This is a genomic window from Pseudomonas sp. LRP2-20 (assembly GCF_024349685.1).
Classification (GTDB): domain Bacteria; phylum Pseudomonadota; class Gammaproteobacteria; order Pseudomonadales; family Pseudomonadaceae; genus Aquipseudomonas.
The window spans coordinates 433,757-458,400 of the sequence record NZ_AP025944.1; the positions used below are offsets into that span (position 1 = coordinate 433,757).

A 24,644-nucleotide genomic window follows, 5' to 3' on the forward strand; every position below is an offset into this window, starting at 1 on the left:
TGGAGTAGCGAAGTGACCGAACTCACCCTCAAGCCCGGCACCCTGACCCTGGCCCAGCTGCGCGCGATCCACGCCGCACCCGTGCGCCTGCAGCTGGATGCCAGCGCCGCATCGGCCATCGACGCCAGCGTCGCCTGTGTCGAGCAGATCATTGCCGAAGACCGTACCGCCTACGGCATCAACACCGGTTTCGGCCTGCTGGCCTCGACCCGTATTGCCAGCCACGATCTCGAGAACCTGCAGCGCTCGCTGGTGCTGTCCCACGCGGCCGGTATCGGCGCGCCGCTGGACGACGCCCTGGTGCGGCTGATCATGGTCCTCAAGATCAACAGCCTGAGCCGTGGCTTCTCCGGTATCCGCCGCAAGGTCATCGATGCGCTGATCGCCCTGGTCAACGCCGAAGTCTACCCACACATCCCGCTCAAGGGCTCGGTTGGCGCTTCTGGCGACCTGGCACCGCTGGCGCACATGTCGCTGGTGCTGCTGGGCGAAGGCAAGGCCCGTTACCAGGGCCAGTGGCTGCCGGCTACCGAAGCGCTGGCTGTCGCCGGCCTCGAGCCGTTGACCCTGGCTGCCAAGGAGGGCCTGGCCCTGCTCAACGGTACCCAGGCTTCCACCGCCTACGCCCTGCGCGGCCTGTTCCAGGCAGAAGACCTGTATGCCGCCGCCATCGCCTGCGGTGGCCTGAGCGTCGAAGCGGCACTGGGTTCGCGTTCGCCGTTCGATGCCCGTATCCATGAAGTGCGTGGCCAGCGTGGCCAGATCGACACCGCGGCCTGCTTCCGCGACCTGTTGGGCGACGCCAGCGAAGTGTCGCTGTCGCACAAGAACTGCGACAAGGTCCAGGACCCGTACTCGCTGCGCTGCCAGCCACAGGTCATGGGTGCCTGCCTGACCCAGATCCGCCAGGCCGCCGAGGTGCTGGGCATCGAAGCCAACGCCGTGTCGGACAACCCGTTGGTGTTCGCCGCCGAAGGTGACGTGATTTCCGGTGGCAACTTCCACGCCGAGCCGGTAGCCATGGCCGCCGACAACATCGCCCTGGCGATCGCCGAAATCGGTTCGCTGAGCGAGCGCCGCATCTCGCTGATGATGGACAAGCACATGTCCCAGCTGCCGCCGTTCCTGGTGGAAAACGGCGGGGTCAACTCCGGCTTCATGATCGCCCAGGTCACCGCTGCCGCCCTGGCCAGCGAGAACAAGGCCTTGTCGCACCCGCACAGTGTCGATAGCCTGCCGACCTCGGCCAACCAGGAAGACCACGTGTCGATGGCCCCGGCCGCTGGCAAGCGCCTGTGGGAAATGGCCGAGAACACCCGTGGCGTGCTGGCCATCGAATGGCTGGGTGCGTGTCAGGGGCTGGACCTGCGCAAAGGCCTGAAGACTTCGGCGAAGCTGGAGCAGGCGCGCCAGGCGCTGCGCCGTGAAGTGCCGCACTATGACCGTGACCGCTTCTTTGCGCCGGACATCGAGGCCGCCGTCGAGCTGCTGGCCAGGGGCAGCCTGACCGGGCTGCTGCCTGCCGGCGTCCTGCCTAGTCTGTGATGCCCTTGGGGCCGCTGCGCGGCCCTTCGCGGGCACGCCCGCTCCTACAGGAGTACCGAAGCCTTCAAGGCTGGTGCTGTACCTGTGGGAGCGGGCTTGCCCGCGAATGGGCTGCACAGCAGCCCCCTTCGATCTCACGACCACAAAAACAATTTAAGGACGTGACATGCAGCAAGCTCAAGGTCTCAAGCGCGGGCTAACGGCCCGCCACATCCGCTTCATGGCCCTTGGTTCCGCCATCGGTACCGGCCTGTTCTACGGCTCCGCCTCGGCCATCCAGATGGCCGGCCCGGCCGTGCTGCTGGCGTACCTGATCGGTGGCGCCGCCGTATTCATGGTCATGCGCGCCCTCGGCGAAATGGCCGTGCACAACCCGGTGGCCGGTTCCTTCGGCCACTATGCCACCACCTACCTCGGCCCCATGGCCGGCTTCATCCTCGGCTGGACCTACGCCTTCGAGATGGTCATCGTCGCCATCGCCGACATCACCGCCTTCGGTATCTACATGGGCTTCTGGTTCCCCGAAGTAGCCCGCTGGATCTGGGTGCTGGGCATCGTCTTCGTGATCGGCGGCCTCAACCTGTGCAACGTCAAAGTGTTCGGCGAAATGGAATTCTGGCTGTCGTTGCTCAAGGTCGGCGCCATCGTCGCGATGATCCTGGCCGGCCTCGGCATCATGGCCTTCGGCTTCAGCCAGGTGAGTGGCGAACATGCCGTGGGTATCAGCAACCTGATCGCGCATGGCGGCTTCATGCCCAATGGCATCGGCGGCCTGATCGCGTCCTTCGCCGTGGTGATGTTCGCCTTCGGCGGCATCGAGATCATCGGCGTCACCGCCGGTGAAGCCAAGGACCCGCAGCGCGTCATCCCCAAGGCGATCAACGCCGTACCGCTGCGCATCCTGCTGTTCTACGTGCTGACCCTGTTCGTGCTGATGTGCCTGTACCCATGGCCGCAGATCGGCAGCGAAGGCAGCCCGTTCGTGCAGATCTTCAGCCACCTGGGCATCGGTTCGGCCGCTGCCGTGTTGAACATCGTGGTGATCTCGGCCGCGATATCGGCAATCAACAGCGACATCTTCGGCGCCGGCCGCATGATGTACGGCCTGGCCCAGCAAGGTCACGCGCCACGCAGCTTTGGCCAGTTGTCGAAGCACGGCGTGCCATGGATGACCGTGGTGGTGATGGGCGCGGCGCTGCTGGTCGGCGTGCTGCTCAACTACCTGATCCCGGAAAACGTGTTCCTGCTGATCGCCTCCATCGCCACCTTCGCCACTGTGTGGGTGTGGCTGATGATCCTGGTCACCCAGGTGGCCATGCGCCGCAGCATGAGTCGTGAAGAAGTGGCCCAGCTGAAGTTCCCGGTACCGTTCTGGCCCTACGGCCCGGCCATGGCCATTGCCTTCATGGTGTTCATTTTCGGTGTGCTCGGTTACTTCCCGGATACCCAGGCGGCCTTGCTGGTCGGCGTGCTCTGGGTGGTGTTCCTGGTGGCGTCCTACCTGCTGTGGTGCAAGCCGCGCGCAGGCAAGCACGCACCGGTCGAGCTGCACCGCTAGTCAAGGAGATTGCACATGAGAACCCTCTGGCAGCACTGCCACGCGGCAACCCTGGCCGAGGGCCGTTACTCGATCATCGAGGATGCGGCCATCGTCACCAGCGCCGGGCTGATCGAGTGGATCGGCCCCCGCGCCGAACTGCAGCCGTTCGAGGTTGACCGCACGGTGGACCTGGGCGGCGCCTGGGTCACCCCAGGGCTGATCGATTGCCACACCCATGCGGTGTTCGGTGGTAACCGCAGCGGCGAGTTCGAGCAACGCCTGCAAGGCGTCAGCTATGCCGAGATCGCCGCCCAGGGCGGTGGTATCGCCAGCACCGTGCGGGCCACCCGCGCGGCCAGCGAGGATGAGCTGTTCGCCAGTGCTCGCCAGCGGGTCCAGGCGTTGATGCGCGATGGCGTGACGACTATCGAGGTCAAGTCCGGCTACGGCCTGGACCTGGCCAACGAACGCAAGATGCTGCGCGTGGCGCGGCGCCTGGCCGACGAGCTGCCATTGGCGGTGCGCGCCACCTGCCTGGCCGCCCACGCCTTGCCGCCGGAATACGCCGGCAGGGCCGACGACTACATCGCGCACATCTGCGACGAGATGCTGCCAGCATTGGCCGCTGAGGGCCTGGTGGATGCGGTGGACGCCTTCTGCGAACACCTGGCGTTCTCCCCGGCGCAAGTCGAACGGGTGTTCATCAAGGCCCATGAACTGGGCCTGCCGGTGAAGCTGCATGCCGAGCAGCTGTCTTCGCTGCACGGCTCCAGCCTGGCGGCGCGCTACCAGGCGCTGTCGGCCGATCACCTGGAGTTCATGACCGAGGAAGACGCGATCGCCATGGCCGCCGCCGGTACGGTCGCCGTGCTGCTGCCGGGCGCCTTCTACTTCCTGCGCGAAACCCAGCTGCCGCCGATGGAGGCCCTGCGTCGCCACGGCGTGAAGATTGCCCTGGCCAGCGACCTCAACCCAGGCACCTCGCCCGGGCTGTCGCTGCGCCTGATGCTGAACATGGGCTGCACGCTGTTCCGCATGACGCCGGAAGAAGCCCTGGCCGGTGTCACGCTGCATGCGGCCACGGCACTCGGCCTGGGTGACAGCCACGGCTCGCTGGAGGTTGGCAAGGTCGCCGATTTCGTCGCCTGGCAGATCGCCCGCCCCGCCGACCTGGCCTACTGGCTGGGCGGTGACCTGCCCAAGCGCGTGGTGCGCAAGGGTCACGAAATTTCCAACTGAGCGAGGCACGATGGACAAGGTACTGAGTTTTCACCAAGGCCGCCTGCCACTGCTGATCAGCATGCCCCATGCCGGCCTCAAGCTGACCCCGGCCGTGGACATGGGCCTGGTCGAGCAGGCGCGCAGCCTGCCCGACACCGATTGGCACATCCCGCGCCTTTATGACTTCGCCCGCGAGCTGGGTGCCAGCGTGGTGGCAGCGGAGTATTCGCGCTTCGTCATCGACCTGAACCGCCCGGACGACGACAAGCCCTTGTACGCAGGCGCCACTACCGGGTTGTATCCGGCGACGCTGTTCGAGGGGGAGCCGTTGTTCAAGGAAGGCAAGGCGCCCAGTCCTGAGCAGCGGGCTGTGTACCTGGAGCAGATCTGGCGGCCGTACCACGACACGATTCGTCGCGAACTGGCGCGGATGCGTGAGGCGTTCGGTTATGCGTTGCTGTGGGATGCGCACTCGATCCGGTCGGTGATACCGCATCTGTTCGACGGCAAGTTGCCGGATTTCAACCTGGGGACCTTCAATGGCGCCAGTTGCGATCCGCTCTTGGCTGAGCGGCTGCAGGGTGTTTGCGCCGGGTTCCCGGCCTACACCCATGTACTCAATGGCCGCTTCAAGGGCGGGCACATCACTCGCCACTATGGTGAACCGGCCAATCACATCCATGCCGTACAGCTGGAGTTGGGGCAGTGCACCTATATGAATGAGGTGGAGCCGTTCGGCTATCGTGAGGATCTGGCAGAGCCGACGCAGGTAGTGCTCAAGCGCCTGCTGGAGACTGTGCTGGCGTGGGGTGAGGAGCGGTACCAAGGTGGTTCGCGAGGGTAGGGCGTTTGACCGTGTCAGGGCTGGCAGGTGTTCGCCATGACCCTTTCTGCGCCTATGAGATCGAGCGCCGCCCGCGCGGCGCATCGCGAGCTGCGCTCGCTCCTACGTTTGTTTCAGGCCAGTAACGCCCGTGGCAGGCGCGCGCGACCGCTTTGTTGGTACGACGCGATATCGAGTCATGCACCAAGGTGTTCGCGCGCAAATCCAACAGGAATAATTGGCCCGAAACAAACGTAGGAGCGAGCGCAGCTCGCGATGCGCCGCGCGGGCGGCGCTCGATCTTGAGGGCGCTGAAGAGCCGTCGTCGGACACCCGCCAGCCCTGACACACTCTCAAACCATAACCTCCCAGTCAGCACGCCCCACCAGTGCCTGCCATCGCCAGCAAGCCCAAGAACCCGACGATTCACACGGACACATGCTCTTCGCGCAATTCAGGTTTATGATGGCCCACGGCCGAACCAAACCTCACACGGAGTGCGCAATGCAGACCCTCTACCCGCAGATCAAACCCTACGCCAGGCACGATCTGGCCGTGGAAGCGCCGCATGTGCTGTATGTCGATGAAAGCGGCTCGCCGGAAGGTCTGCCTGTGGTGTTCATCCACGGTGGCCCGGGCGCGGGCTGTGATGCCCAGAGCCGTTGCTATTTCGACCCCAATCTGTACCGCATCATCACCTTTGACCAGCGTGGCTGCGGCCGTTCCACGCCGCACGCGAGCCTGGAGAACAACACCACCTGGCACCTGGTCGAGGACCTGGAGCGCATCCGCGAGCATCTCGGGATCGACAAATGGGTGCTGTTCGGCGGCTCCTGGGGCTCGACCCTGGCCCTGGCCTATGCCCAGACCCACCCCGAGCGCGTGCACGGCCTGATCCTGCGCGGCATCTTCCTGTGCCGCCCACAGGAAATCGAGTGGTTCTACCAGGCAGGCGCCAGCCGCATGTTCCCGGACTACTGGCAGGACTACATCGCGCCGATCCCGCCGGAAGAGCGGGGTGACCTGGTCAAGGCCTTCCACAAGCGCCTGACCGGCAACGACCAGATTGCCCAGATGCATGCGGCCAAGGCCTGGTCCACCTGGGAAGGCCGCACTGCCACGCTGCGCCCGAATCCGCTGGTGGTCGACCGCTTCTCCGAACCGCAGCGCGCGCTGTCGATCGCCCGCATCGAATGCCATTACTTCATGAACAACGCGTTCCTGGAGCCAGACCAGCTGATTCGCGACATGCCGAAGATCGCTCACCTGCCGGCGGTTATCGTGCATGGCCGCTACGACGTGATCTGCCCGTTGGACAACGCCTGGGCGCTGCACCAGGCCTGGCCGAACAGCGAGCTGAAGGTCATTCGCGACGCCGGCCATGCCGCCTCCGAGCCCGGCATCACCGATGCCCTGGTGCGTGCGGCCGACCAGATGGCCCGCCGTCTGCTCGACCTGCCGCTGGAAGAAGCATGAGGGGCTTGCTGCAGCGCGTGCGTGGCGCACGCGTGGAAGTGGGCGGGGAGATTGTCGGGGCCATCGACCAGGGGTTGCTGGTGTTGGTGGCCGTCGAACCTGAAGATACCCGCGAACATGCCGACAAGCTGTTGCACAAACTGCTGAATTATCGGGTGTTCAGCGACGATCAGGGCAAAATGAACCTGTCGCTGAAGGATGTGGGTGGCGGCTTGTTGCTGGTGTCCCAGTTCACCCTGGCGGCCGATACCCGCAGCGGGATGCGCCCGAGTTTCTCGACGGCTGCGCCGCCGGCGCTCGGGGCGCAATTGTTCGACTATCTTTTGAACAAGGCTCGTGGCCAGCATGCCGATGTGGCGAGCGGGCGCTTCGGTGCAGACATGCAGGTGCACCTGGTCAATGATGGCCCTGTGACATTCTTGTTACAAATATGAGGTCGAAAAACCCTTTGTTTATAGGAAAACAAGGGGTTTTGTACGATAAATAGTTGGTCCAGCCTGATGCGTTGTAACGCATCCTGCTGGATAATCGCGCGCTGCGTGAGCCTGCGTTCGCAGGTTCGTTTCACTCTGACTCGAGCATTGTCTGGACCTGTTTGGGGAATCATTACGCCCTCATGGGGTCCGAACAGTGCTCGCCAACCCGGCATTTGTCGCTGGCCGTTGGTTTCATGATCTGTTTTCGGCGAGGGTTGCTCGTGATTGTTAGTCCCCAAAAAGCATCTAGAATCCCCGGCACCGGGCTGCGCAAGGCCCTGATGGCCAGTGTGGCACTGGTCGGCCTGATGAGCGCGGGCCAGCTGTGGGCATTCAATCTTGACGATGTTGCAGCCAAGGCAAAGGATCTGGCCGGCCAGAAATACGAAGCACCAAAAAGCAATCTGCCGGCAGTATTCCGCGACATGAAGTTCGCGGACTACCAGAAAATTCATTTCCTGCAGGAAAAGGCCGAGTGGGCCAAGGACAAGACCCCGTTCAAGCTGTCCTTCTACCACCAGGGCATGCACTTCGACACGCCGGTGAAGATCAACGAGATCACGGCCACCAATGTCGAAGAAATCAAGTACGACCCGAGCCGCTTCGAGTTCGGTGACGTGCCGCACGACCCGGACACCGTCAAGAACCTCGGCTACGCCGGGTTCCGCGTGCTCTACCCGATCAACAAGGCCGACAAGCAGGACGAGATCATGACCCTGCTCGGGGCCAGCTATTTCCGCGTGGTCGGCAAGGGGCACGTGTACGGCCTGTCGGCCCGTGGCCTGGCAATCGACACCGCGCTGCCGTCGGGCGAAGAGTTCCCGCGCTTCACCGAGTTCTGGGTCGAGAAGCCCAAGCCGGCCGACAAGCACCTGGTGATCTATGCCCTGCTGGATTCGCCACGCTCCACCGGCGCCTACAAGCTGATCCTGCGCCCGGGCAGCGACACCGTGGTCGACGTGCAGTCGCGGGTGTTCCTGCGTGACCAGGTCAGCCGTCTGGGTATCGCCCCGCTGACCAGCATGTTCCTGTTCGGCCCCAACCAGCCGTCCAAGGTGCTGAACTATCGCCCGGCCCTGCATGACTCCGAAGGCCTGTCGATCCACGCCGGTAACGGCGAGTGGCTGTGGCGCCCGCTGAACAACCCGAAACACCTGGCCGTGAGCAACTTCAGTGTCGAGAACCCGCGTGGTTTCGGCCTGATGCAGCGTCAGCGCGCCTTCAGCGACTTCGAAGACCTCGACGACAACTACCAGAAGCGCCCGAGCGCCTGGATCGAGCCGAAAGGTGACTGGGGCAAGGGTACCGTCGACCTGGTGGAAATCCCGACCGCCGACGAAACCAACGACAACATCGTTGCCTTCTGGAGCCCGGAGAAGCTGCCTGAGCCAGGCAAGCCGTTCGAATACGCCTACCGCCTGCACTGGACCATCGACGAGCAGCAGTTCCAGGCTCCTGACCTGGGCTGGGTCAAGCAGACCCTGCGTTCCACTGGCGACGTCAAGCAGTCCAACCTGATCCGCCAGCCAGACGGCAGCGTCGCTTTCCTGGTCGACTTCGCCGGCCCGGCACTTGCCGCCCTGCCGGAAGACACCCCGGTGCGCAGCCAGGTCAGCGTTGGCGACAACGCCGAGGTGGTCGAGAACAACCTGCGCTATAACCCGGAGACCAAGGGCTGGCGCCTGACCCTGCGTCTGAAGGTCAAGGAAGCCAACAAGTCCACCGAAATGCGCGCTGCGCTGGTGCGAGACGTGCCGGTAGAGCCGGCCAAGCCTGCCGCTGAAACCAAGCAGGAAAAGGCTGCGGCCAAGCATGCCAAGCATGAGAAGACCGCCAAGGCGGAACCAGCCAAGGCCGAACAACCTGCCGCCGATGCGGCGCCCACCAACGGGACCCCGGCCACCACTGAAAAAGTGCTGACCGAGACCTGGAGCTATCAGTTGCCTGCCGATGAGTAACTCAAGCGCAAGGCCAGAATCGCTTGGCGAATACCTGGCCCACCTCCCTCTGAGCGATGAGCAGCGCGCGGAACTCGCCAGCTGCACCTCGTTCAGTGAGCTGCACCAACGCCTGGCGGCCAACCCGGCCGCCAACGCCACCGAGGCCGTGCAGGCCTCGGTCGGCCCGCGCCTGACCGTGGGCAGCGCCGCCGAGCTGGAAGACGCCGAGATGCTCGGTGTCGACGGCAGCGGCCGCCTGTGTCTGAAGATCGCACCGCCGATCAAGCGCACCAAGGTCGTGCCCGAGCCATGGCGCACCAACGTGCTGATCCGCCTGTGGCGGCGCATGACGGGGCGCACCAACGCCCCGCAGCCACCCAAGCGTGAGCTGCCCGCGGCGCGCTGGCGCACGGTCGGCTCGATCCGCCGCTACATCCTGCTCGCCCTCATGATCGGCCAGACCATCGTCGCCGGCTTCTACATGAAGGGCATTCTGCCGTACCAGGGCTGGTCGTTCGTCGACCTCGACGAAGTGATCAAGCAGCCGCTGTGGGATACCGTGGTGCAGGTCTGGCCGTATGCCTTGCAGACGTCCATCCTGGTGCTGTTCGGCATCCTGTTCTGCTGGGTTTCGGCGGGTTTCTGGACCGCCCTGATGGGCTTCCTCGAACTGCTCACCGGGCGTGACAAGTACAAGATCTCGGGCAGCAGTGCAGGCAATGAGCCGATTGCACCCGAGGCGCGTACCGCGCTGGTCATGCCGATCTGCAACGAAGACGTGCCGCGCGTGTTCGCAGGCCTGCGGGCGACCTTCGAGTCGGTGGCGGCCAGCGGCAACCTCGATCGCTTCGACTTCTTCGTGCTCAGCGACACCAACGACACCGACATCGCCGTGGCCGAGCAACAGGCCTGGCTGGACGTGTGCCGCGAGACCAAGGGCTTCGGCCGCATCTTCTACCGCCGCCGCCGCCGCCGCGTGAAGCGCAAGAGCGGCAACCTCGACGACTTCTGCCGTCGTTGGGGCGGCGAGTACAAGTACATGGTCGTGCTCGACGCCGACAGCGTCATGAGTGGCGAGTGCCTGAGCAGCCTGGTGCGCCTGATGGAGGCCAACCCGGACGCCGGCATCATCCAGACCGGGCCGAAAGCCTCGGGCATGGACACCCTGTATGCGCGCATGCAGCAGTTCGCCACCCGCGTGTACGGCCCGCTGTTCACCGCCGGCCTGCACTTCTGGCAGCTGGGCGAGTCGCACTACTGGGGCCACAACGCGATCATCCGCATGAAGCCGTTCATCGAGCACTGCGCCCTGGCGCCGTTGCCGGGCAAGGGCGCGTTCGCCGGGGCCATTCTCTCCCACGACTTCGTCGAAGCCGCGCTGATGCGCCGCGCCGGCTGGGGTGTGTGGATTGCCTATGACCTGCCGGGCAGCTACGAAGAATTGCCGCCGAACCTGCTCGACGAGCTCAAGCGCGACCGCCGCTGGTGCCATGGCAACCTGATGAACTTCCGCCTGTTCCTGGTCAAGGGCATGCACCCGGTGCACCGTGCGGTGTTCCTCACCGGCGTGATGTCGTACCTGTCGGCGCCGCTGTGGTTCCTGTTCCTGGTGCTGTCGACCGCACTGCTGGCGACCAATACGCTGATGGAGCCGCAGTACTTCATCGAGCCGTACCAGCTCTACCCGCTGTGGCCGCAGTGGCACCCGGAGAAGGCCGTGGCGCTGTTCTCCACCACCATCGTGCTGCTGTTCCTGCCCAAGCTGCTCAGTGTCATCCTGATCTGGGCCAAGGGTGCCGTCGAGTTCGGCGGGCGCATCAAGGTTACACTGTCGATGCTGATGGAGATGCTGTTCTCCATGCTGCTGGCGCCGGTGCGGATGATCTTCCACACCCGCTTCGTGCTGGCTGCATTCCTCGGCTGGGCGGCAACCTGGAACTCGCCGCAGCGTGACGACGACTCTACCCCGTGGAGCGAAGCGGTGCGCCGCCATGGTCCACAGACCCTGCTGGGCTTTGCCTGGGCCGGGCTGGTGGCATGGCTGAACCCGGCGTTCCTGTGGTGGTTGGCGCCAATTGTCGGCTCGCTGGTGCTGTCGATCCCGGTATCGGTGATCTCCAGCCGCACGCGCCTGGGCCTGGCGGCCAAGGACGAGAAGCTGTTCCTCATCCCTGAGGAATACGCGACGCCGCAAGAGCTGTTGGCGACCGACCAGTACACCCACGAGAACCGCTGGCATGCCCTGCACGACGGCTTCGTGCGTGCGGTGGTCGACCCACGGCAGAATGCCCTGGCCTGCGCCATGGCCACTGCCCGTCACGGCCAGGCTGCGCCGATCGAGGCGCTGCGTGCAGAGCGCGTGGCCAAGGCGATCGAACTCGGGCCGAAAGGGCTGGACCTCAACACCCGTCTGGCCTTGCTCAGCGACCCGGTGGCCTTGAGCCGCCTGCACGAGCAGGTCTGGGCCGAGCACAATGCGGCGTGGATCGATGTGTGGCGTGCCTCGATCAAGAACGACCCGCATTCGCCGCTGTTGCCACTGCATCCGGAGAATGAAGGCCAGCCGGCACTCGTCGGCGCCTGATAATGGCCAATCGCGGATAAATCCGCTCCTGCGAGGGTTACGTCTGTAGGAGCGGATTTATCCGCGATGCTTTTTTGGCCAACAAAGTCCCCACCGGCTCTAGGTCCCAGGGCCGCCATGCGTTAGCATCCCTCTCCGATAATCCGCATCGGCCGGTACGGCTGTGCCAAGACAATAAGATTCGCTTCTTTATTTGCTAGGGGACTTGGTGATGATCAAGAAATACCTTTCGCGGCTGCTGGTCGGTGTCACCGCCCTGGTCGCCGTAACGGCGGCCCAGGCCGGCGCCATCGATGATGCGGTCAAGCGCGGCACCCTGCGGGTGGGCATGGACCCAACCTACATGCCGTTCCAGATGACCAACAAGCGCGGCGAGATCATCGGCTTCGAAGTCGATATCCTCAAAGCCATGGCCAAATCCATGGGCGTCAAGTTCGAGGCAGTTTCCACCGCCTACGACGGCATCATCCCGGCCCTGCTGACCGACAAGTTCGACATGATCGGCAGCGGCATGACCCTGACCCAGGAACGCAACCTGCGCCTGAACTTCAGCGAACCTTTCATCGTGGTTGGCCAGACTCTGCTGATCCGCAAGGAGCTGGCTGGCGAGATCAAGTCGTACAAGGACCTGAACAACGAGAAGTACCGCCTTACCTCCAAGCTCGGTACCACCGGCGAGATGGTGTCCAAGAAGCTGATCGGCAAAGCCAAGTACCACGGCTACGACAACGAGCAGGAAGCGGTGATGGACGTGGTCAACGGCAAGGCTGACGCCTTCGTCTACGACGCGCCGTACAACGTGGTGGCGGTCGAGAAGGCCGGCGCTGGCAAGCTGCTGTTCCTCGAAGAACCCTTCACCTACGAGCCGCTGGCCTTCGGCCTGAAGAAAGGCGACTACGACAGCATCAACTTCATCAACAACTTCCTGCACCAGATCAAGCATGACGGGACCTACGATCGTATTCACGACAAGTGGTTCAAGAACAAGGACTGGCTGAAGGAAATGGAATAAGGCCCAGGCCACAAGCCCGGCTTTTGACCCCGACGCGCAGGCAAACCCTGCGCGTTCGCATTTACGGAAGTACCCCACGTGATCAAACACAAGAAAGCCCAGTGGCCCTGGCACGGGTTGACCGCCCTGGTCCTGGTGGGCCTGGCGTTCAGCCTGTACATGGCCACCTCGATGATTTCCTACGAGTGGCGCTGGAACCGCGTACCGCAGTACTTCGCCTACAAGGCCGAGGAAGTACAGCGCGCCGCCGGTTACGGTACCGTGCAGGAAATCGTCGTTTCCGGTGACACCGCGCGTGTCACGCTCAAGGACGAAAACGGCGAAGAGCAAGTGCTCGACGTGGCCAAGGACAGCCTGCAACTGAGCCGCGGCGACGATGTTGCCGAAGGTGACCAGATTGGTGTGACCCGTCACTGGGCAGCTGGACCGCTGGCCTGGGGCCTGTGGACCACCTTGTGGATCTCGGTGGTGTCCGGTGCGCTGGGCCTGGTGATCGGCCTGTTCGCTGGCCTGTGCCGGTTGTCGAACAACCCCACCCTGCGCGACCTGTCGACCGTTTATGTCGAGCTGGTGCGCGGTACGCCGCTGCTGGTGCAGATCTTCATCTTCTACTTCTTCATTGGCACCGTGCTCAACCTGTCCCGCGAGTTTGCCGGTGTGGCGGCGCTGGCACTGTTCACTGGCGCCTATGTTGCCGAAATCGTCCGAGCCGGCGTGCAATCCATCGCCAAGGGGCAGAACGAGGCTGCGCGCTCGCTGGGCCTGAACGCCGGCCAGTCGATGCGCCACGTGATCCTGCCGCAGGGGTTCAAACGCGTGCTGCCACCGTTGGCCGGGCAGTTCATCAGCCTGGTCAAGGACACCTCGCTGGTGTCGGTGATCGCTATTACCGAATTGACCAAGAGCGGCCGCGAGGCCATCACCACGTCGTTCTCGACCTTCGAGATCTGGTTCTGCGTGGCAGGCCTGTACCTGCTGATCAACCTGCCGCTGTCGCACATCGCCAGCCGGCTCGAGCGGAGGCTTGCACAAAGTGATTGAAGTCCGTGATCTGCTGAAAGTCTTCGACACCCGTGGCCATGTGGTACGGGCTGTGGATAACGTCACCACGCAAGTCGCCAAGGGCGAAGTGGTGGTAGTGCTTGGGCCGTCGGGTTCGGGCAAGTCGACCTTCCTGCGCTGCCTCAATGGCCTGGAGCATTTCGACGAAGGCCATGTGGCCATCGACGGCCTGCAACTGGCTGACCCGAAGACCGACATCAACGCCTACCGCCGCGAAGTCGGCATGGTGTTCCAGCATTTCAACCTGTTCCCGCACATGACGGTGCTGGAGAACCTGTGCCTGGCGCAGAAAGTGGTGCGCAAGCGCAACAAGGCCGAGCGTGAAGCCAAGGCCCGGGCGTTGCTGGAAAAGGTGGGTATTTCGCAGAAGGCCAACGAATATCCATCGCGCCTCTCGGGCGGCCAGCAACAGCGGGTGGCAATCGCCCGCGCCCTGGCCATGGACCCGAAGGTGATGCTGTTCGACGAGCCGACCTCGGCGCTCGACCCGGAAATGGTCGGCGAGGTACTGGACGTGATGAAGACCCTGGCCCAGGAAGGCATGACCATGGTCTGCGTCACCCATGAAATGGGCTTTGCCCGCGAAGTGGCGGATCGTGTGCTGTTCTTCGATCACGGCAAGCTGCTTGAAGACTCGGCACCGGCCGCGTTCTTCGCCGCGCCCAAGGATCCTAGGGCACAGGCCTTCCTGCGCCAGGTGCTGTAAGCGCGCCGCCCCCTTCGCGGGTAAACCCGCTCCCACAGCTACTGCACCGCTCTCAAGGCTGGTGATTGACCTGTGGGAGCGGGCTTGCCCGCGAAGAGTGCGACTCGGTCTCAAAGGCTGAACCGCCCCACCATTCCCCGCAACTGCTGCCCCAACTGTTCCAGCTCGCCACTGGAAGTCGCCGTCTGCTCACTGGCCGCACTGGTCTGTTCGGACACATCCCGCACACTGATCACGCTACGGTTGATCTGCTCGGCCACCACGCTCTGTTGCTCGCTGGCCGTGGCAATCTGTTGGTTCATCCCCTGAATGCTCGATACCGTGTCGGTGATCTGCGCCAAGGCATGCCCGGCCCTGCGGCTCAGCTCAACGCTCTGCTCGGTCAGCCGCTTGCTGTCGTCGAGCAGGCGGGTGACCTCGTCGGTACCGCTGTGCAGGCTGCCGATCAGCTGCTCGATTTCTTCGGTGGACTGCTGGGTGCGCTGCGCCAGCCCGCGCACCTCATCGGCCACCACGGCAAAACCACGGCCCGCTTCACCTGCCCTGGCGGCTTCGATCGCCGCGTTGAGGGCCAGCAGGTTGGTCTGCTCCGACACTGATTTGATGACATCGAGAATGCTGCTGATGCGCAGGCTTTCGCCGGCCAGGTGCTGCATGGCGGCCAGGCAATGGTCCATCTGCCGTGCCAGCTGTTCGATGCGGCCGATGGCTTCGGCCACCACTTGATCACCCAGTTGCGCCTGCTGGTCGGCGTTGGTGGCTGCCAGCGAGGCTTGTTCAGCATTCTGTGCAACCTCTTGTACCGTGGCGCTCATCTGGTTCATCGCGGTGGCCACCTGGTCGGTCTCCTCGCGCTGCTGGTTGATGCGCAGCTTGGTGTCCTCACTGCTGGCTGCCAGCTGCGATGCGGCCTGTGACAGCTGGCCGACACCGTGGTCGATGCCGCCGATCAGCTCACGCAGGCTCACGGTCATTTCGCCCATGCGGGTCTGCAACTGCCCCATCTCGTCGCGGCGCTGCACGGGTTCGAGCTGGCTCAGGTCGCCTTTGGCAATGCGCGCGGCCAAGCCCAGGGTCTGGCGCAAGGGTTGAGTGATCTGCAGGGTTATCAGCCAGCCGGCGACGATACCCACGATCAGGGCCAGCAGCGCCACGCTGGTGAGCAAGGAACGGGCGGCCACGGCCTCGCTGTCTCGTTGTTCCACCTTCCGTTTACCCAGTTCCAGGCTGACCGACCTGAGCTCGTTGCCCATCTGCTCCATTTCATTCTGCAGTTGTTCGACCTGCAGCGCCGTGCGGCGGTACTGGTCCAGGCTGGTGCGGTACTTGGCCAGCTCGATGCCTGGCTGTTCTGTCAGCGTGGGTGGCAGGCCAAGCGGGGCGAGGCCCTTGAGCAACTGGCCGAGGCTGGCATCGGCTGCATTCAAGGCGCTATCACCGACCTTGGCGAAGTCCTCGAGCGGCGAGAACGTGTAGGCCGGCACCAGGCTCTGCTGGTTGGCGGTGTCGACCTGGCGGCTCAGGGTGTCCATCATGCCCAGCAAGCCGCCCTGGCTGTCAGCCGGCATCTTCAGCAGGGCCTGGGTCTGCAGTTGGTCGATGACGTCGTTCAGCTTCTGTTCCTGCGCCTGCATGCCGGCGCGAAGTGCGCGACGCGTGTCGACGCTGCGCTGCAGGGTGGTGAAGTTCTCGCGCAGGCGCTGCAGCAGCTGCAGCTTCTGGGTCAGCATCTGGCGCGATTCATCGACGCTGCTGCGGTGTTGCAGGGTGGTCAGCATGGCATCCAGCTGCTGCAGAATTCCGGCGATCTGCGCCTTGCTGGCGTCGTCGGCCAGCACCCGGTAGGTGATGCGCTCGGCGCGCAGGTCTTTGACCAGATCATTGATCCGGCCAATTTCGCTGAGTTGTTCCGAGCGGCTGATGGCGCCGTCCAGGGCACGCCAGCCGCTGACCGTGGTGGCCAGGGTAAGCGCAAGGACTACGGCGAAGCCGAGAGCAAGCTTGGCGCCGACACTGATATTGCCGAGCCTGTGATTGAGGTAGCCGAACATGGCAGGTCTCCGTCCTGTGGGTGGGGATGGGATGCTGGCGTAGTGCTGGCATCTCATCCCTGCCCATCGGCCTATGGCCTGTAGGACTTGACCTGAAAACTATGTAGGAAAATTCAGCGCATGCACTGACGTGTCAGAGCCGGAACCGTCCAACCAACCCTTGCAGGTGGGTGCCCAGGCGAGCCAGTTCGACACTGGAACTGGCGGTCTCCTCGCTCGCCGCCGATGTCTGGTCGGAGATATCGCGCACATTCATCACGCTGCGATTGATCTCTTCAGCCGTGGCACTCTGTTGCTCGGCGGCCGTGGCGATCTGCTGGTTCATGGCCTGGATCGACGACACCGTGTGGGTGATGGTCTCCAGCGAGTTGCCGGCGCGGCGGGTCAGTTCGACGCTGCTGTCGGTCAGCTGACGGCTGGCGTCCATCACGCTGGCCACGCGCTGGGTACCGCTTTGCAGGCCGGCGATCAGCTCTTCGATTTCTTCGGTGGATTGCTGCGTGCGCTGGGCCAGGCTGCGCACTTCGTCGGCGACCACCGCGAAGCCACGGCCGGCCTCACCGGCACGCGCCGCTTCGATGGCGGCATTGAGCGCCAGCAGGTTGGTCTGTTGGGCCACCGACTTGATCACGTCGAGCACGCTGCCGATCTTGTCGCTTTCGGCCTTGAGCTGGTTCATCGCTTCGCTGGAATTGACCACCTCGCTGGCCAGGCGCTCGATCTGCACGACCGCTTCGCCTACCACGCGATCGCCCTCGCGCGCCTGCTGGTCAGCCATGGCTGCGGCTTCCGAGGCCTGTTCGGCATTGCGCGCCACTTCATGCACGGTGGCGGCCATCTCGTTCATCGCGGTTGCCACCTGGTCAGTCTCGACCTTTTGATTGTTGACCCCGGCGCTGGTCTGCTCGGTGACCGCCGACAGCTCTTCGGCGGCGCTGGCGATCTGTGTCACGCCATCGCCGATACCCCCGATCAGCTCGCGCAAGCCCTGGGTCATGCGCTGCATGCTGGATTGCAGCTGGCCGAGTTCGTCGCGGCGGGTCGAATGCAGGTCCTGGCGCAGGTCGCCGTTGGCCACGCGCTCGGCGGCAGCCAGGGTCTGGCGCAGGGGGATGATGATCTGCCGGGTAATCGCCCAGGCCGCGAGCAGGCCCAGTACCAGGGCCAGTGCGGTGGCGCTGCCGAGCATGATCTTGGCCTGGTGGGTGCCGGCATCGCGTACTGCGGTCTGCGAAAGGGTCATCGCCTCGCTGGTCTGCAGCAGTACCGTGCCTTGGTCACTCATGCGTTGCAGCGCCTGTTCGCTGGCGCTTTGAGCCGTGCCGAACTGGGTCACCGCATCGCGGTAGGCGGCCAGTGCGGTGGCTGAGTCGTCAAGGCTGGCAGCGTATTCGGCCGGCAACCTGGCGGGCAGTGCCTTGAGCTCGGTGAGGGCCTGGTCGATGGCTGTCAGCGCGGTCTGCTGGTACTCGGCGTTGCCGCTGTAGGTGTAACCACGCACCTGGAAGCGCGCCTGTTGCACCAGTGCACTGACGTCCACGGCATGCTGGTACTGGTTGATATCGCCAGCCTGCAGCAGGCGTTGCTGTACCCGGCTGATCAGTTCGACGGCCTTGTCGGCGCTGTCGCCCAATACGCCGCGCGCAGCCTCGCGGCGCTGGGCGGCTTGCTTGAGGTCGTTGAAGGCCTGCAGGTACTGGCTCACGGCAGCCTGCTGCTGTTGCAGGCGCTGCTGGTCGGTGGGTTGCTCGATCTGCCCGAGCATGAAGTTGATCTGGCGCTCGAGAGTGCCCAGGGCCTTTTCCAGCTCGCCGATGGCCGCTTCGTTGCGGTCACGCTGGTAGTGCTGGCGGGCGATGCGCAGCTCTTGAGTGTACTGGTGGATCACCGAGATGTTGCCCAGCTTGTCGCCGCGCGCGGTGACGCTGTCCAGGCCTTGCCAACCGGTGAAGGTGATGGCCAGGGTCAGCAACAACACCAGGCCAAAGCCCAGTCCCAACTTGCGATTGACGCTTACATTCCCCAGCGATTGGGAAAACCATTGGTACATGTTCGACTCCCCGGCAACGTGGCGGCACGAATTATTGTAGTGTTGCCAACACCATCGGCTTGCGCCGGGGAAACTTTATAGGGAAAAGCTGACCCGTTCGTCAGAAAATCCTTGAGAGCAAGGCAGTTACAGCCGTTTCCACACGCAGAATGCGCTCACCCAGCTGCACGGGCGCCAGGCCAGCCTTGCCCAGCAAGTCCACCTCGTAGGGAATCCAGCCACCTTCAGGCCCGATCGCCAGGGTGACTGGCCCCTCGACGGCGCGTGGGCAGGCCGGGTAGGGGCCGGGGTGGCCGACCAGGCCGAGGGTGCCGTCGGCGATGGCAGGCAGGCGGTCTTCGACGAAGGGTTTGAAGCGCTTCTCGATGATCACCTCGGGCAGCACCGTGTCACGGGCCTGTTCCAGGCCGAGAATCAGGTTCTCGCGAATGGTTTCAGGGTTGAGAAAGGGCGTTTGCCAGAAGCTTTTCTCGACCTTGTAGCTGTTGATCAGGATCAGCCGCGGCACACCCAAGGTCGCCACGGTCTGGAACAGCCGGCGCAGCATCTTCGGTCGCGGCACGGCCAACACCAGGGTCAGCGGCAGCTTGGCCGGTGGCTGTTGATCGAAGGCGACCTCCAGCTCGGCTTCGTGGGTTTCCAGGCGCAGCACCGTGGCCTTGCCCATCAGGCCGTTGATGCGGCCCACGCGCAGCGTATCGCCCACGGCGACACGGTGGATGTCCTGCATGTGGGTGAAGCGCCGATCAGCGAGGACGACGCGATCGGCCGAGACGAAGTCGGCCTCTTCAAGGAGTAACAGGTTCACGGCTGGGTCGCTGGCGGCTGGTCGTTATGATCGTTGGTGGCTTCGTCGTCGGCATGGCTGCGCTTGCGGATCAGGCTGCCGCACAGCACGCCGATCTCGAACAGCAGCCACATGGGCACGGCGAGCAACGTCTGCGAGAAGATGTCTGGCGGGGTGAGGATCATGCCGACCACGAAGCAGCCGATGATCACGTACGGGCGGACCTTCTTCAGGTACTTCACGTCGACCACGCCGATCCACACCAGCAGCACCACGGCCACCGGGATCTCGAAAGCGACACCGAAGGCGAAGAACAGCGTCATGACGAAATCAAGGTAGGCGGCGATGTCGGTCATCATCGCCACGCCTTCGGGCGTGGCTTTGGCGAAGAAGCTGAACATCAGCGGGAACACCAGGAAATAGGCGAAGGCCATGCCGGCGTAGAACAGCAGGATGCTCGACACCAGCAACGGAATGGCGATGCGCTTTTCATGGCGGTACAGGCCTGGTGCGATGAAGCCCCAGATCTGCTGGAGAATGAACGGGATCGCCAGGAACAGCGAAACGATCATGGTCAGCTTGAACGGCGTCAGGAACGGCGAGGCCACGTCGGTGGCGATCATCGTCGCGTTGGCCGGCAAATGGTCACGCAGCGGTGCCGACACCAGGGTGTAGATCTGCTGGGCGAACGAGAACAGCCCGGCAAAGATCAGGAAAATGACCGCCACGCAGCGCAGCAGGCGGGTACGCAGTTCGGTCAGGTGCGAGACCAGCGGCATTGGCTGGTCGTGTTCCGGATTTTCGCTCATGGGGCTCGCGGCGGTTGAGGCTGTTCGGGCGGTGTCGGCGTGGCCGTCGGCGTTACCGGCGCGACCGGTGTTGCCGTTGGTGCTGCGGCAGGCTGGGTGGCGGTTGGCGACGGTGCAGGCGGTATCTGCGGGTTGAGGATACGCTTGGCTTCCTCTTCCATCTGCAGGATGTGCTCGTTATGCAACTGGCGACGGATGTCGTCGGCGCCGATTTCGCGCTCGACCTCCATCTTGATCGCGTTGAAGCTGCGTTTCAGCCGCCCGATCCACAGCCCCGCAGTACGCGCGGCACCCGGCAGGCGCTCGGGGCCGAGCACCAGCAGGGCGACCAGGCCGACGAGCAGCAGCTCGCTGAAGCTGATGCCGAACATGGGTCAGTCTTTCCGCTGCGGCTCTTGGACCGGCTGGGCCTGGCCCTCGATGGTGTGGCCTTGCTGCGGCTGCACAGTATTCTGCACTGGCGGCACAGGCTGGGCCGGTGGCGGGGTCTGCTCGGCCGGTTTGTTCTCTTCTTCGCTCATGGCCTTGCGGAAGCCCTTGATCGATTCGCCCAGGTCGCTGCCGAAGTTCTTCAGCTTCTTGGTGCCGAACACAAGGACGACGACGATCAGCAGGACGATCCAGTGTTTCCAGTCAAAAATACCCATGGTGCTCTCCTAGAATGCGGTTTGCTCAGGCCGAGGGCTGACGCGCGGCCTTTTCATCGTGCCCGGACAGCCCGAAACGGCGCTCCAGTTCATCGAGCACGGCTTGTGGATGCTGGCCCAGCGCGCTGAGCATGACCAGGCTATGGAACCACAGGTCTGCGGTTTCATAGATGACATCGCTGTAATCCTTGCTCACGGCGGCGTCTTTGGCCGCAATGATGGTCTCGACAGACTCTTCGCCGAGCTTTTCGAGGATCTTGTTCAGGCCCTTGTGGTACAGGCTGGCCACGTAGGAGCTGTCGGGAGCCGCTTGTTTGCGCTCTTCGAGCACTTCGGCCAGGCGGTTGAGGGTGTCGCTCATGTCAGTGTCCTGCGCTGTAGATGGCATCCGGGTCTTTCAGAACCGGGTCGACGGTTTTCCACTGGCCGTCTTCGTAGACGCGGTAGAAGCAGCTTTCACGGCCAGTATGGCAAGCGATATGGCCCAGTTGCTCTACCATCAGGATGATCACATCGGCATCGCAGTCCAGGCGCATTTCATGCAGCTTCTGCACATGGCCGGACTCTTCGCCCTTGCGCCACAGCTTGCCACGGGAACGCGACCAGTAGATGGCACGTTGCTCGGCGGCGGTCAGCGCCAGCGATTCGCGGTTCATCCAGGCCATCATCAGCACGCGTCCGGTCTTGTGGTCCTGGGCGATCGCCGGTACCAGGCCGTCGCTGTTCCACTTGATCTCGTCCAGCCAGTCTTTCATCGTCGACTCCAAAGCGGGCCCGCTCCTGTGCCGGGCCCTTTGCGCTAGTGTGCCAGCCAGCAGCGCGGCTGGCTATTGGCGCACGATCAGGTAAAGGCCGGCGGCCAGCATCAGCCACGCCGGCCAGGCCCCAGGCGCGGCCAGGCTGGCGGCCTCGGCGGCACCAGTGGCCAGCACCGCACCGCCGCCAAGCAGGCCGGCGCCGAGCAGGCGCAGCGCCCAGCGGTCGCCCTGGCGACGGCGTTCCGGCAGTTGTGGGTCTTCCAGGTGCGGCTGCGACAGGCGCTCGAGCAGGTCGCGGGCCATGCCGGCCAGGTGCGGCAGCTGCTCGACCTGGCCATGAATGTTGCCGAACACGGCCTTGGGGCTCATGCGCTCGCGCATCCAGCGTTCCAGGTACGGCTTGGCGGTGCTCCACAGGTCCAGGTCCGGGTACAGCTGGCGGCCCAGGCCTTCGATGTTGAGCAGGGTCTTCTGCAGCAGCACCAGTTGCGGCTGGACTTCCATGTTGAAGCGCCGTGCGGTCTGGAACAGGCGCATCAGCACCTGGCCAAAGGAAATATCCTTCAACGGTTTTTCGAAGATCGGCTCGCACACCGTGCGGATTGCCGCTTCGAACTCGTTGACCTTGGTGTGCGCCGGCACCCAGCCCGAGTCGATGTGCAGCTGGGCAACGCGGCGGTAGTCGCGCTTGAAGAAGGCGATCAGGTTGCGCGCCAGGTAGTCCTGGTCCTCGGCGGTGAGGCTGCCGACGATGCCGCAGTCGATGGCGATGTACTGCGGGCTCCACGGTTTGACCGTGCTGACGAAGATGTTGCCCGGGTGCATGTCGGCATGGAAGAAGCTGTCGCGGAACACCTGGGTGAAGAACACTTCCACGCCGCGCTCGGCCAGCATCTTCATGTCGGTGCGCTGGTCGGCCAGGGTCGCCATGTCGGTCACTGGCACGCCGTAGATGCGCTCCATCACCAGCACCTTGGGGCGGCACAGGTCCCAGTACACCTGGGGCACGTACATCAGCTCGGAGCCTTCGAAGTTGCGCCGCAGCTGGCTGGCGTTGGCCGCCTCGCGCAGCAGGTCGAGTTCGTCGTAGATGGTCTTTTCGTAGTCGCCGACGATTTCCACCGGGTGCAGGCGGCGGGCATCGGCCGAGGCGCGTTCGGCGGCCTTGGCGATCAGGAACAGCCAGGCCAGGTCCTGGGCGATCACTGGCTTCAGGCCCGGGCGAACCACCTTGACCACCACCTCTTCGCCACTCTTGAGACGGGCGGCATGCACCTGGGCTACCGAGGCAGAGGCCAGCGGCTCGACGTCGAAGCGGCTGAACACTTCGCCGACCTTGGCACCGAGCTGATCTTCGATCAACGCCACGGCTTTTTTCGGGTCGAATGGCGGTACGCGGTCCTGCAGCAGCATCAGCTCGTCGGCGATGTCGGTGGGCAGCAGGTCGCGGCGCGTGGACAGCAACTGGCCGAACTTGATGAAGATCGGCCCCAGGTCCTGCAGCGCCAGGCGCAGGCGTGCACCACGGCTGAGCTCGGAGGGTTTGCGTGGCAGCCAGCGCCATGGCATCAGCAGGCGCAGGCTGGCCAGCCACCAGGGCAGCAGGGGCTGATCGAACAGCAGGTCATCGAGACGGTAGCGGATCACCACACGCTGGATGCGAAAAAGACGGCGGACGGCGAGCAGCTTCATGCGTTATCGCTGGTATCAAGGGATCGGGAGAGGCGCAGCAGGCGCGCCTCGAGGCGTTCGATATCGAGCTTGAGGGTGTCGAGCTCGCTGAAAGCGGCTTCGGCTTCGCGCTGGCCCACCAGGGTGCGTGATTCCTCGGCCAGGTACTCGGACAGGTTCTGGCTGAAACGTGCCAGGCCCTGACGTGTCCAGCGTGCTCGCAGGCGGATATGGCCGGCGAGCATCGCCGTGGCGACCGGGCCGAGCCAGCGCTGCAGCTCGTGTTCCCAGTCCAGTTCCAGGTCCTGCAGCACGCCGAACAGGTCCAGCAGCACGGCGCTGTCGCCATGCAGCTCGACCTGCGGGCTGTGCAACACGGCGGTCTTGTCCCGGGTCACGGCCAGTTGCACCAGGCTGCCAGCCGGAGCGCGCAGGCTGCAGTCGACCTCACCCGCCCAATGGGCGGCGAGCATCAGGCCTTCTTCATCGGGCAGGATGAACACCTGCAAGGCCGGTTGGCGGCAGTCGATCTCGATGACCTTGCCTTCCAGCGCGGCCAGCCGCGGCAGCGCCGTGCTGTCCATGCGCAGGACGCGGTTCAGGCCATGTTCGACACTGGCGAGCAGCCCGGCCAGCAGCATCAGGGCTTGATTCCCCGGTGCACGGCAACGATACCGCTGGTCATGTTGTGGTAGGTGACGCGGTCGAAACCGGCCTCGACCATCATGCTTTTGAGGGTTTCCTGGTCAGGGTGCATGCGGATCGACTCGGCGAGGTAGCGGTAGCTGTCGGCGTCGTTGGTGATCAGCTTGCCGGCCAGCGGCATGAAGGCGAACGAGTAGGCGTCGTAGGCCTTGGACATCAGCTTGTTGGTCGGCTTGGAGAACTCCAGGATCAACAGGCGCCCGCCCGGCTTGAGCACGCGCAGCATCGAGCGGATGGCTTCGTCCTTGTGGGTGACGTTGCGCAGGCCGAAGGCAATGGTCACGCAGTCGAAGTGGTTGTCGGGGAACGGCAGCTTTTCGGCATCGGCCTGGACGAACTCGATGTTGCCGGCCACGCCGCGGTCGAGCAGGCGGTCACGGCCGACCTTGAGCATCGAATCGTTGATGTCGGCCAGTACCACCTGGCCCGTCGGGCCGACCAGGCGCGAGAACTTGGCGGCCAGGTCGCCGGTGCCGCCGGCGATGTCCAGCACACGGTTGCCGGCGCGCACGCCCGACAGCTCGATGGTAAAGCGCTTCCACAGGCGGTGCATGCCGCCGGAGAGCACGTCGTTCATCAGGTCGTACTTGGCGGCCACCGAGTGGAACACTTCGGCGACTTTCTTCGCCTTCTGGCTTTCAGGGACGTCCTGGTAGCCGAAATGGGTGGTGGGTTCGGCGTGGTCGCCTTTGCGCTGGTCGTTCATATCGCTTCACCGGAAAAAATTACCGCCATTCTAGGGCGAACGGGCGGATTTGTCTTGGCGGGGTGTGCCTTGGGG

General features: G+C 64.1%; 22 protein-coding genes and 2 pseudogenes. 11 read left to right on the forward strand and 13 right to left on the reverse strand.

Features of this window, described 5'->3' with window-relative positions:
- Window positions 1–12 precede the first annotated feature (12 nt).
- From hutH to OCX61_RS01845, 11 genes are all read left to right on the forward strand, one after another.
- Window positions 13–1,545: a histidine ammonia-lyase gene (hutH, locus tag OCX61_RS01795; RefSeq protein ID WP_261942362.1), complete on the forward strand. Its 1,533-nt coding sequence runs from the start codon at window positions 13–15 to the stop codon at window positions 1,543–1,545.
- 166 nt (window positions 1,546–1,711) lie between these two features.
- Window positions 1,712–3,103, forward strand: a complete 1,392-nt coding sequence (gene hutT, locus OCX61_RS01800; RefSeq protein WP_261942363.1) for an L-histidine transporter HutT — start codon at window positions 1,712–1,714, stop codon at window positions 3,101–3,103.
- Between the two features lie 15 nt (window positions 3,104–3,118).
- Window positions 3,119–4,324 (forward strand): imidazolonepropionase, encoded by a 1,206-nt coding sequence (gene hutI, locus OCX61_RS01805; RefSeq protein WP_261942364.1) that lies wholly within the window; start codon window positions 3,119–3,121, stop codon window positions 4,322–4,324.
- A 10-nt stretch (window positions 4,325–4,334) separates the two neighbouring features.
- On the forward strand, window positions 4,335–5,150 hold the full coding sequence (gene hutG, locus OCX61_RS01810) for an N-formylglutamate deformylase (RefSeq protein ID WP_261942365.1): 816 nt from the start codon (window positions 4,335–4,337) through the stop codon (window positions 5,148–5,150).
- 483 nt (window positions 5,151–5,633) lie between these two features.
- Window positions 5,634–6,605 carry a prolyl aminopeptidase gene (pip, locus tag OCX61_RS01815; protein ID WP_261942366.1) on the forward strand — a complete coding sequence of 324 codons (972 nt, stop codon included), beginning with the start codon at window positions 5,634–5,636 and terminating at the stop codon, window positions 6,603–6,605.
- Complete coding sequence (dtd, locus tag OCX61_RS01820) at window positions 6,602–7,039, forward strand: D-aminoacyl-tRNA deacylase (RefSeq protein WP_261942367.1); 438 nt, start codon at window positions 6,602–6,604, stop codon at window positions 7,037–7,039. The genes pip and dtd overlap by 4 nt, the downstream gene beginning before the upstream one ends.
- 263 nt (window positions 7,040–7,302) lie before the next feature.
- Window positions 7,303–9,039, forward strand: a complete 1,737-nt coding sequence (locus tag OCX61_RS01825; RefSeq protein ID WP_315973264.1) for a glucan biosynthesis protein G — start codon at window positions 7,303–7,305, stop codon at window positions 9,037–9,039.
- Window positions 9,032–11,605, forward strand: coding sequence for a glucans biosynthesis glucosyltransferase MdoH (gene mdoH, locus OCX61_RS01830; RefSeq protein ID WP_261942368.1), 2,574 nt, complete (start codon window positions 9,032–9,034; stop codon window positions 11,603–11,605). The genes OCX61_RS01825 and mdoH overlap by 8 nt, the downstream gene beginning before the upstream one ends.
- A 214-nt stretch (window positions 11,606–11,819) precedes the next feature.
- Window positions 11,820–12,617, forward strand: a complete 798-nt coding sequence (locus tag OCX61_RS01835; protein WP_025752328.1) for a transporter substrate-binding domain-containing protein — start codon at window positions 11,820–11,822, stop codon at window positions 12,615–12,617.
- A gap of 78 nt (window positions 12,618–12,695) precedes the next feature.
- Complete coding sequence (locus OCX61_RS01840) at window positions 12,696–13,658, forward strand: amino acid ABC transporter permease (protein ID WP_261942369.1); 963 nt, start codon at window positions 12,696–12,698, stop codon at window positions 13,656–13,658.
- Window positions 13,651–14,385, forward strand: coding sequence for an amino acid ABC transporter ATP-binding protein (locus OCX61_RS01845; RefSeq protein WP_027921052.1), 735 nt, complete (start codon window positions 13,651–13,653; stop codon window positions 14,383–14,385). Before OCX61_RS01840 ends, OCX61_RS01845 begins: the two co-directional genes overlap by 8 nt.
- A 110-nt stretch (window positions 14,386–14,495) precedes the next feature.
- Here the strand turns inward: OCX61_RS01845 and OCX61_RS27250 are convergent, their stop codons facing one another.
- The 13 genes and pseudogenes from OCX61_RS27250 to ubiE all read right to left on the reverse strand — a co-directional run bounded on the left by OCX61_RS27250 (window position 14,496) and on the right by ubiE (window position 24,569).
- On the reverse strand, window positions 14,496–15,389 hold the full coding sequence (locus tag OCX61_RS27250; protein ID WP_400809050.1) for a methyl-accepting chemotaxis protein: 894 nt from the start codon (window positions 15,387–15,389) through the stop codon (window positions 14,496–14,498).
- Between the two features lie 9 nt (window positions 15,390–15,398).
- Window positions 15,399–16,493, reverse strand: a pseudogene (locus OCX61_RS27255) (methyl-accepting chemotaxis protein); the annotation flags it as partial.
- Between the two features lie 76 nt (window positions 16,494–16,569).
- Window positions 16,570–17,442, reverse strand: a complete 873-nt coding sequence (locus OCX61_RS27260; protein WP_410011110.1) for a methyl-accepting chemotaxis protein — start codon at window positions 17,440–17,442, stop codon at window positions 16,570–16,572.
- A 30-nt stretch (window positions 17,443–17,472) separates the two neighbouring features.
- Window positions 17,473–18,486, reverse strand: a pseudogene (locus tag OCX61_RS27265) (methyl-accepting chemotaxis protein); the annotation flags it as partial.
- A 100-nt stretch (window positions 18,487–18,586) separates the two neighbouring features.
- Entirely contained in the window at window positions 18,587–19,294 is a 708-nt protein-coding gene (locus OCX61_RS01860) for a 16S rRNA (uracil(1498)-N(3))-methyltransferase (protein WP_261942372.1), read from the reverse strand.
- The gene (tatC, locus tag OCX61_RS01865) at window positions 19,291–20,082 is read right to left on the reverse strand and encodes a twin-arginine translocase subunit TatC (protein WP_261942373.1); all 792 of its coding nucleotides are present in this window, start codon (window positions 20,080–20,082) and stop codon (window positions 19,291–19,293) included. The genes OCX61_RS01860 and tatC overlap by 4 nt, the downstream gene beginning before the upstream one ends.
- The gene (gene tatB, locus OCX61_RS01870) at window positions 20,079–20,453 is read right to left on the reverse strand and encodes a Sec-independent protein translocase protein TatB (protein WP_261942374.1); all 375 of its coding nucleotides are present in this window, start codon (window positions 20,451–20,453) and stop codon (window positions 20,079–20,081) included. The genes tatC and tatB overlap by 4 nt, the downstream gene beginning before the upstream one ends.
- A 3-nt stretch (window positions 20,454–20,456) precedes the next feature.
- Complete coding sequence (locus OCX61_RS01875; protein WP_261942375.1) at window positions 20,457–20,729, reverse strand: twin-arginine translocase TatA/TatE family subunit; 273 nt, start codon at window positions 20,727–20,729, stop codon at window positions 20,457–20,459.
- 25 nt (window positions 20,730–20,754) lie between these two features.
- Window positions 20,755–21,090 carry a phosphoribosyl-ATP diphosphatase gene (locus OCX61_RS01880; RefSeq protein WP_013974545.1) on the reverse strand — a complete coding sequence of 112 codons (336 nt, stop codon included), beginning with the start codon at window positions 21,088–21,090 and terminating at the stop codon, window positions 20,755–20,757.
- Between the two features lies 1 nt (window position 21,091).
- Complete coding sequence (gene hisI, locus OCX61_RS01885) at window positions 21,092–21,484, reverse strand: phosphoribosyl-AMP cyclohydrolase (RefSeq protein WP_079229999.1); 393 nt, start codon at window positions 21,482–21,484, stop codon at window positions 21,092–21,094.
- A 72-nt stretch (window positions 21,485–21,556) separates the two neighbouring features.
- On the reverse strand, window positions 21,557–23,179 hold the full coding sequence (gene ubiB, locus OCX61_RS01890; RefSeq protein ID WP_261942376.1) for a ubiquinone biosynthesis regulatory protein kinase UbiB: 1,623 nt from the start codon (window positions 23,177–23,179) through the stop codon (window positions 21,557–21,559).
- Window positions 23,176–23,799, reverse strand: a complete 624-nt coding sequence (locus OCX61_RS01895; RefSeq protein WP_261942377.1) for a ubiquinone biosynthesis accessory factor UbiJ — start codon at window positions 23,797–23,799, stop codon at window positions 23,176–23,178. The genes ubiB and OCX61_RS01895 overlap by 4 nt, the downstream gene beginning before the upstream one ends.
- A complete protein-coding gene (gene ubiE, locus OCX61_RS01900) occupies window positions 23,799–24,569 on the reverse strand; it encodes a bifunctional demethylmenaquinone methyltransferase/2-methoxy-6-polyprenyl-1,4-benzoquinol methylase UbiE (protein WP_261942378.1) in 771 nt (256 codons plus the stop codon). Before ubiE ends, OCX61_RS01895 begins: the two co-directional genes overlap by 1 nt.
- Window positions 24,570–24,644: the final 75 nt, after the last annotated feature.

Coding starts and splice junctions, on each gene's coding strand:
- hutT (WP_261942363.1), top strand. CDS start 1,712: ATGCAGCAAGCTCAAGGTCTCAAGCGCGGGCTAACGGCCCGCCACATC.
- hutI (WP_261942364.1), top strand. CDS start 3,119: ATGAGAACCCTCTGGCAGCACTGCCACGCGGCAACCCTGGCCGAGGGC.
- hutG (WP_261942365.1), top strand. CDS start 4,335: ATGGACAAGGTACTGAGTTTTCACCAAGGCCGCCTGCCACTGCTGATC.
- pip (WP_261942366.1), top strand. CDS start 5,634: ATGCAGACCCTCTACCCGCAGATCAAACCCTACGCCAGGCACGATCTG.
- dtd (WP_261942367.1), top strand. CDS start 6,602: ATGAGGGGCTTGCTGCAGCGCGTGCGTGGCGCACGCGTGGAAGTGGGC.
- mdoH (WP_261942368.1), top strand. CDS start 9,032: ATGAGTAACTCAAGCGCAAGGCCAGAATCGCTTGGCGAATACCTGGCC.
- OCX61_RS27250 (WP_400809050.1), bottom strand. CDS start 15,389: ATGGGGCAGTTGCAGACCCGCATGGGCGAAATGACCGTGAGCCTGCGT.
- OCX61_RS27260 (WP_410011110.1), bottom strand. CDS start 17,442: ATGCAGCGCATGACCCAGGGCTTGCGCGAGCTGATCGGGGGTATCGGC.
- tatC (WP_261942373.1), bottom strand. CDS start 20,082: ATGAGCGAAAATCCGGAACACGACCAGCCAATGCCGCTGGTCTCGCAC.
- tatB (WP_261942374.1), bottom strand. CDS start 20,453: ATGTTCGGCATCAGCTTCAGCGAGCTGCTGCTCGTCGGCCTGGTCGCC.
- OCX61_RS01875 (WP_261942375.1), bottom strand. CDS start 20,729: ATGGGTATTTTTGACTGGAAACACTGGATCGTCCTGCTGATCGTCGTC.
- OCX61_RS01880 (WP_013974545.1), bottom strand. CDS start 21,090: ATGAGCGACACCCTCAACCGCCTGGCCGAAGTGCTCGAAGAGCGCAAA.
- hisI (WP_079229999.1), bottom strand. CDS start 21,484: ATGAAAGACTGGCTGGACGAGATCAAGTGGAACAGCGACGGCCTGGTA.
- ubiB (WP_261942376.1), bottom strand. CDS start 23,179: ATGAAGCTGCTCGCCGTCCGCCGTCTTTTTCGCATCCAGCGTGTGGTG.
- OCX61_RS01895 (WP_261942377.1), bottom strand. CDS start 23,799: ATGCTGCTGGCCGGGCTGCTCGCCAGTGTCGAACATGGCCTGAACCGC.
- ubiE (WP_261942378.1), bottom strand. CDS start 24,569: ATGAACGACCAGCGCAAAGGCGACCACGCCGAACCCACCACCCATTTC.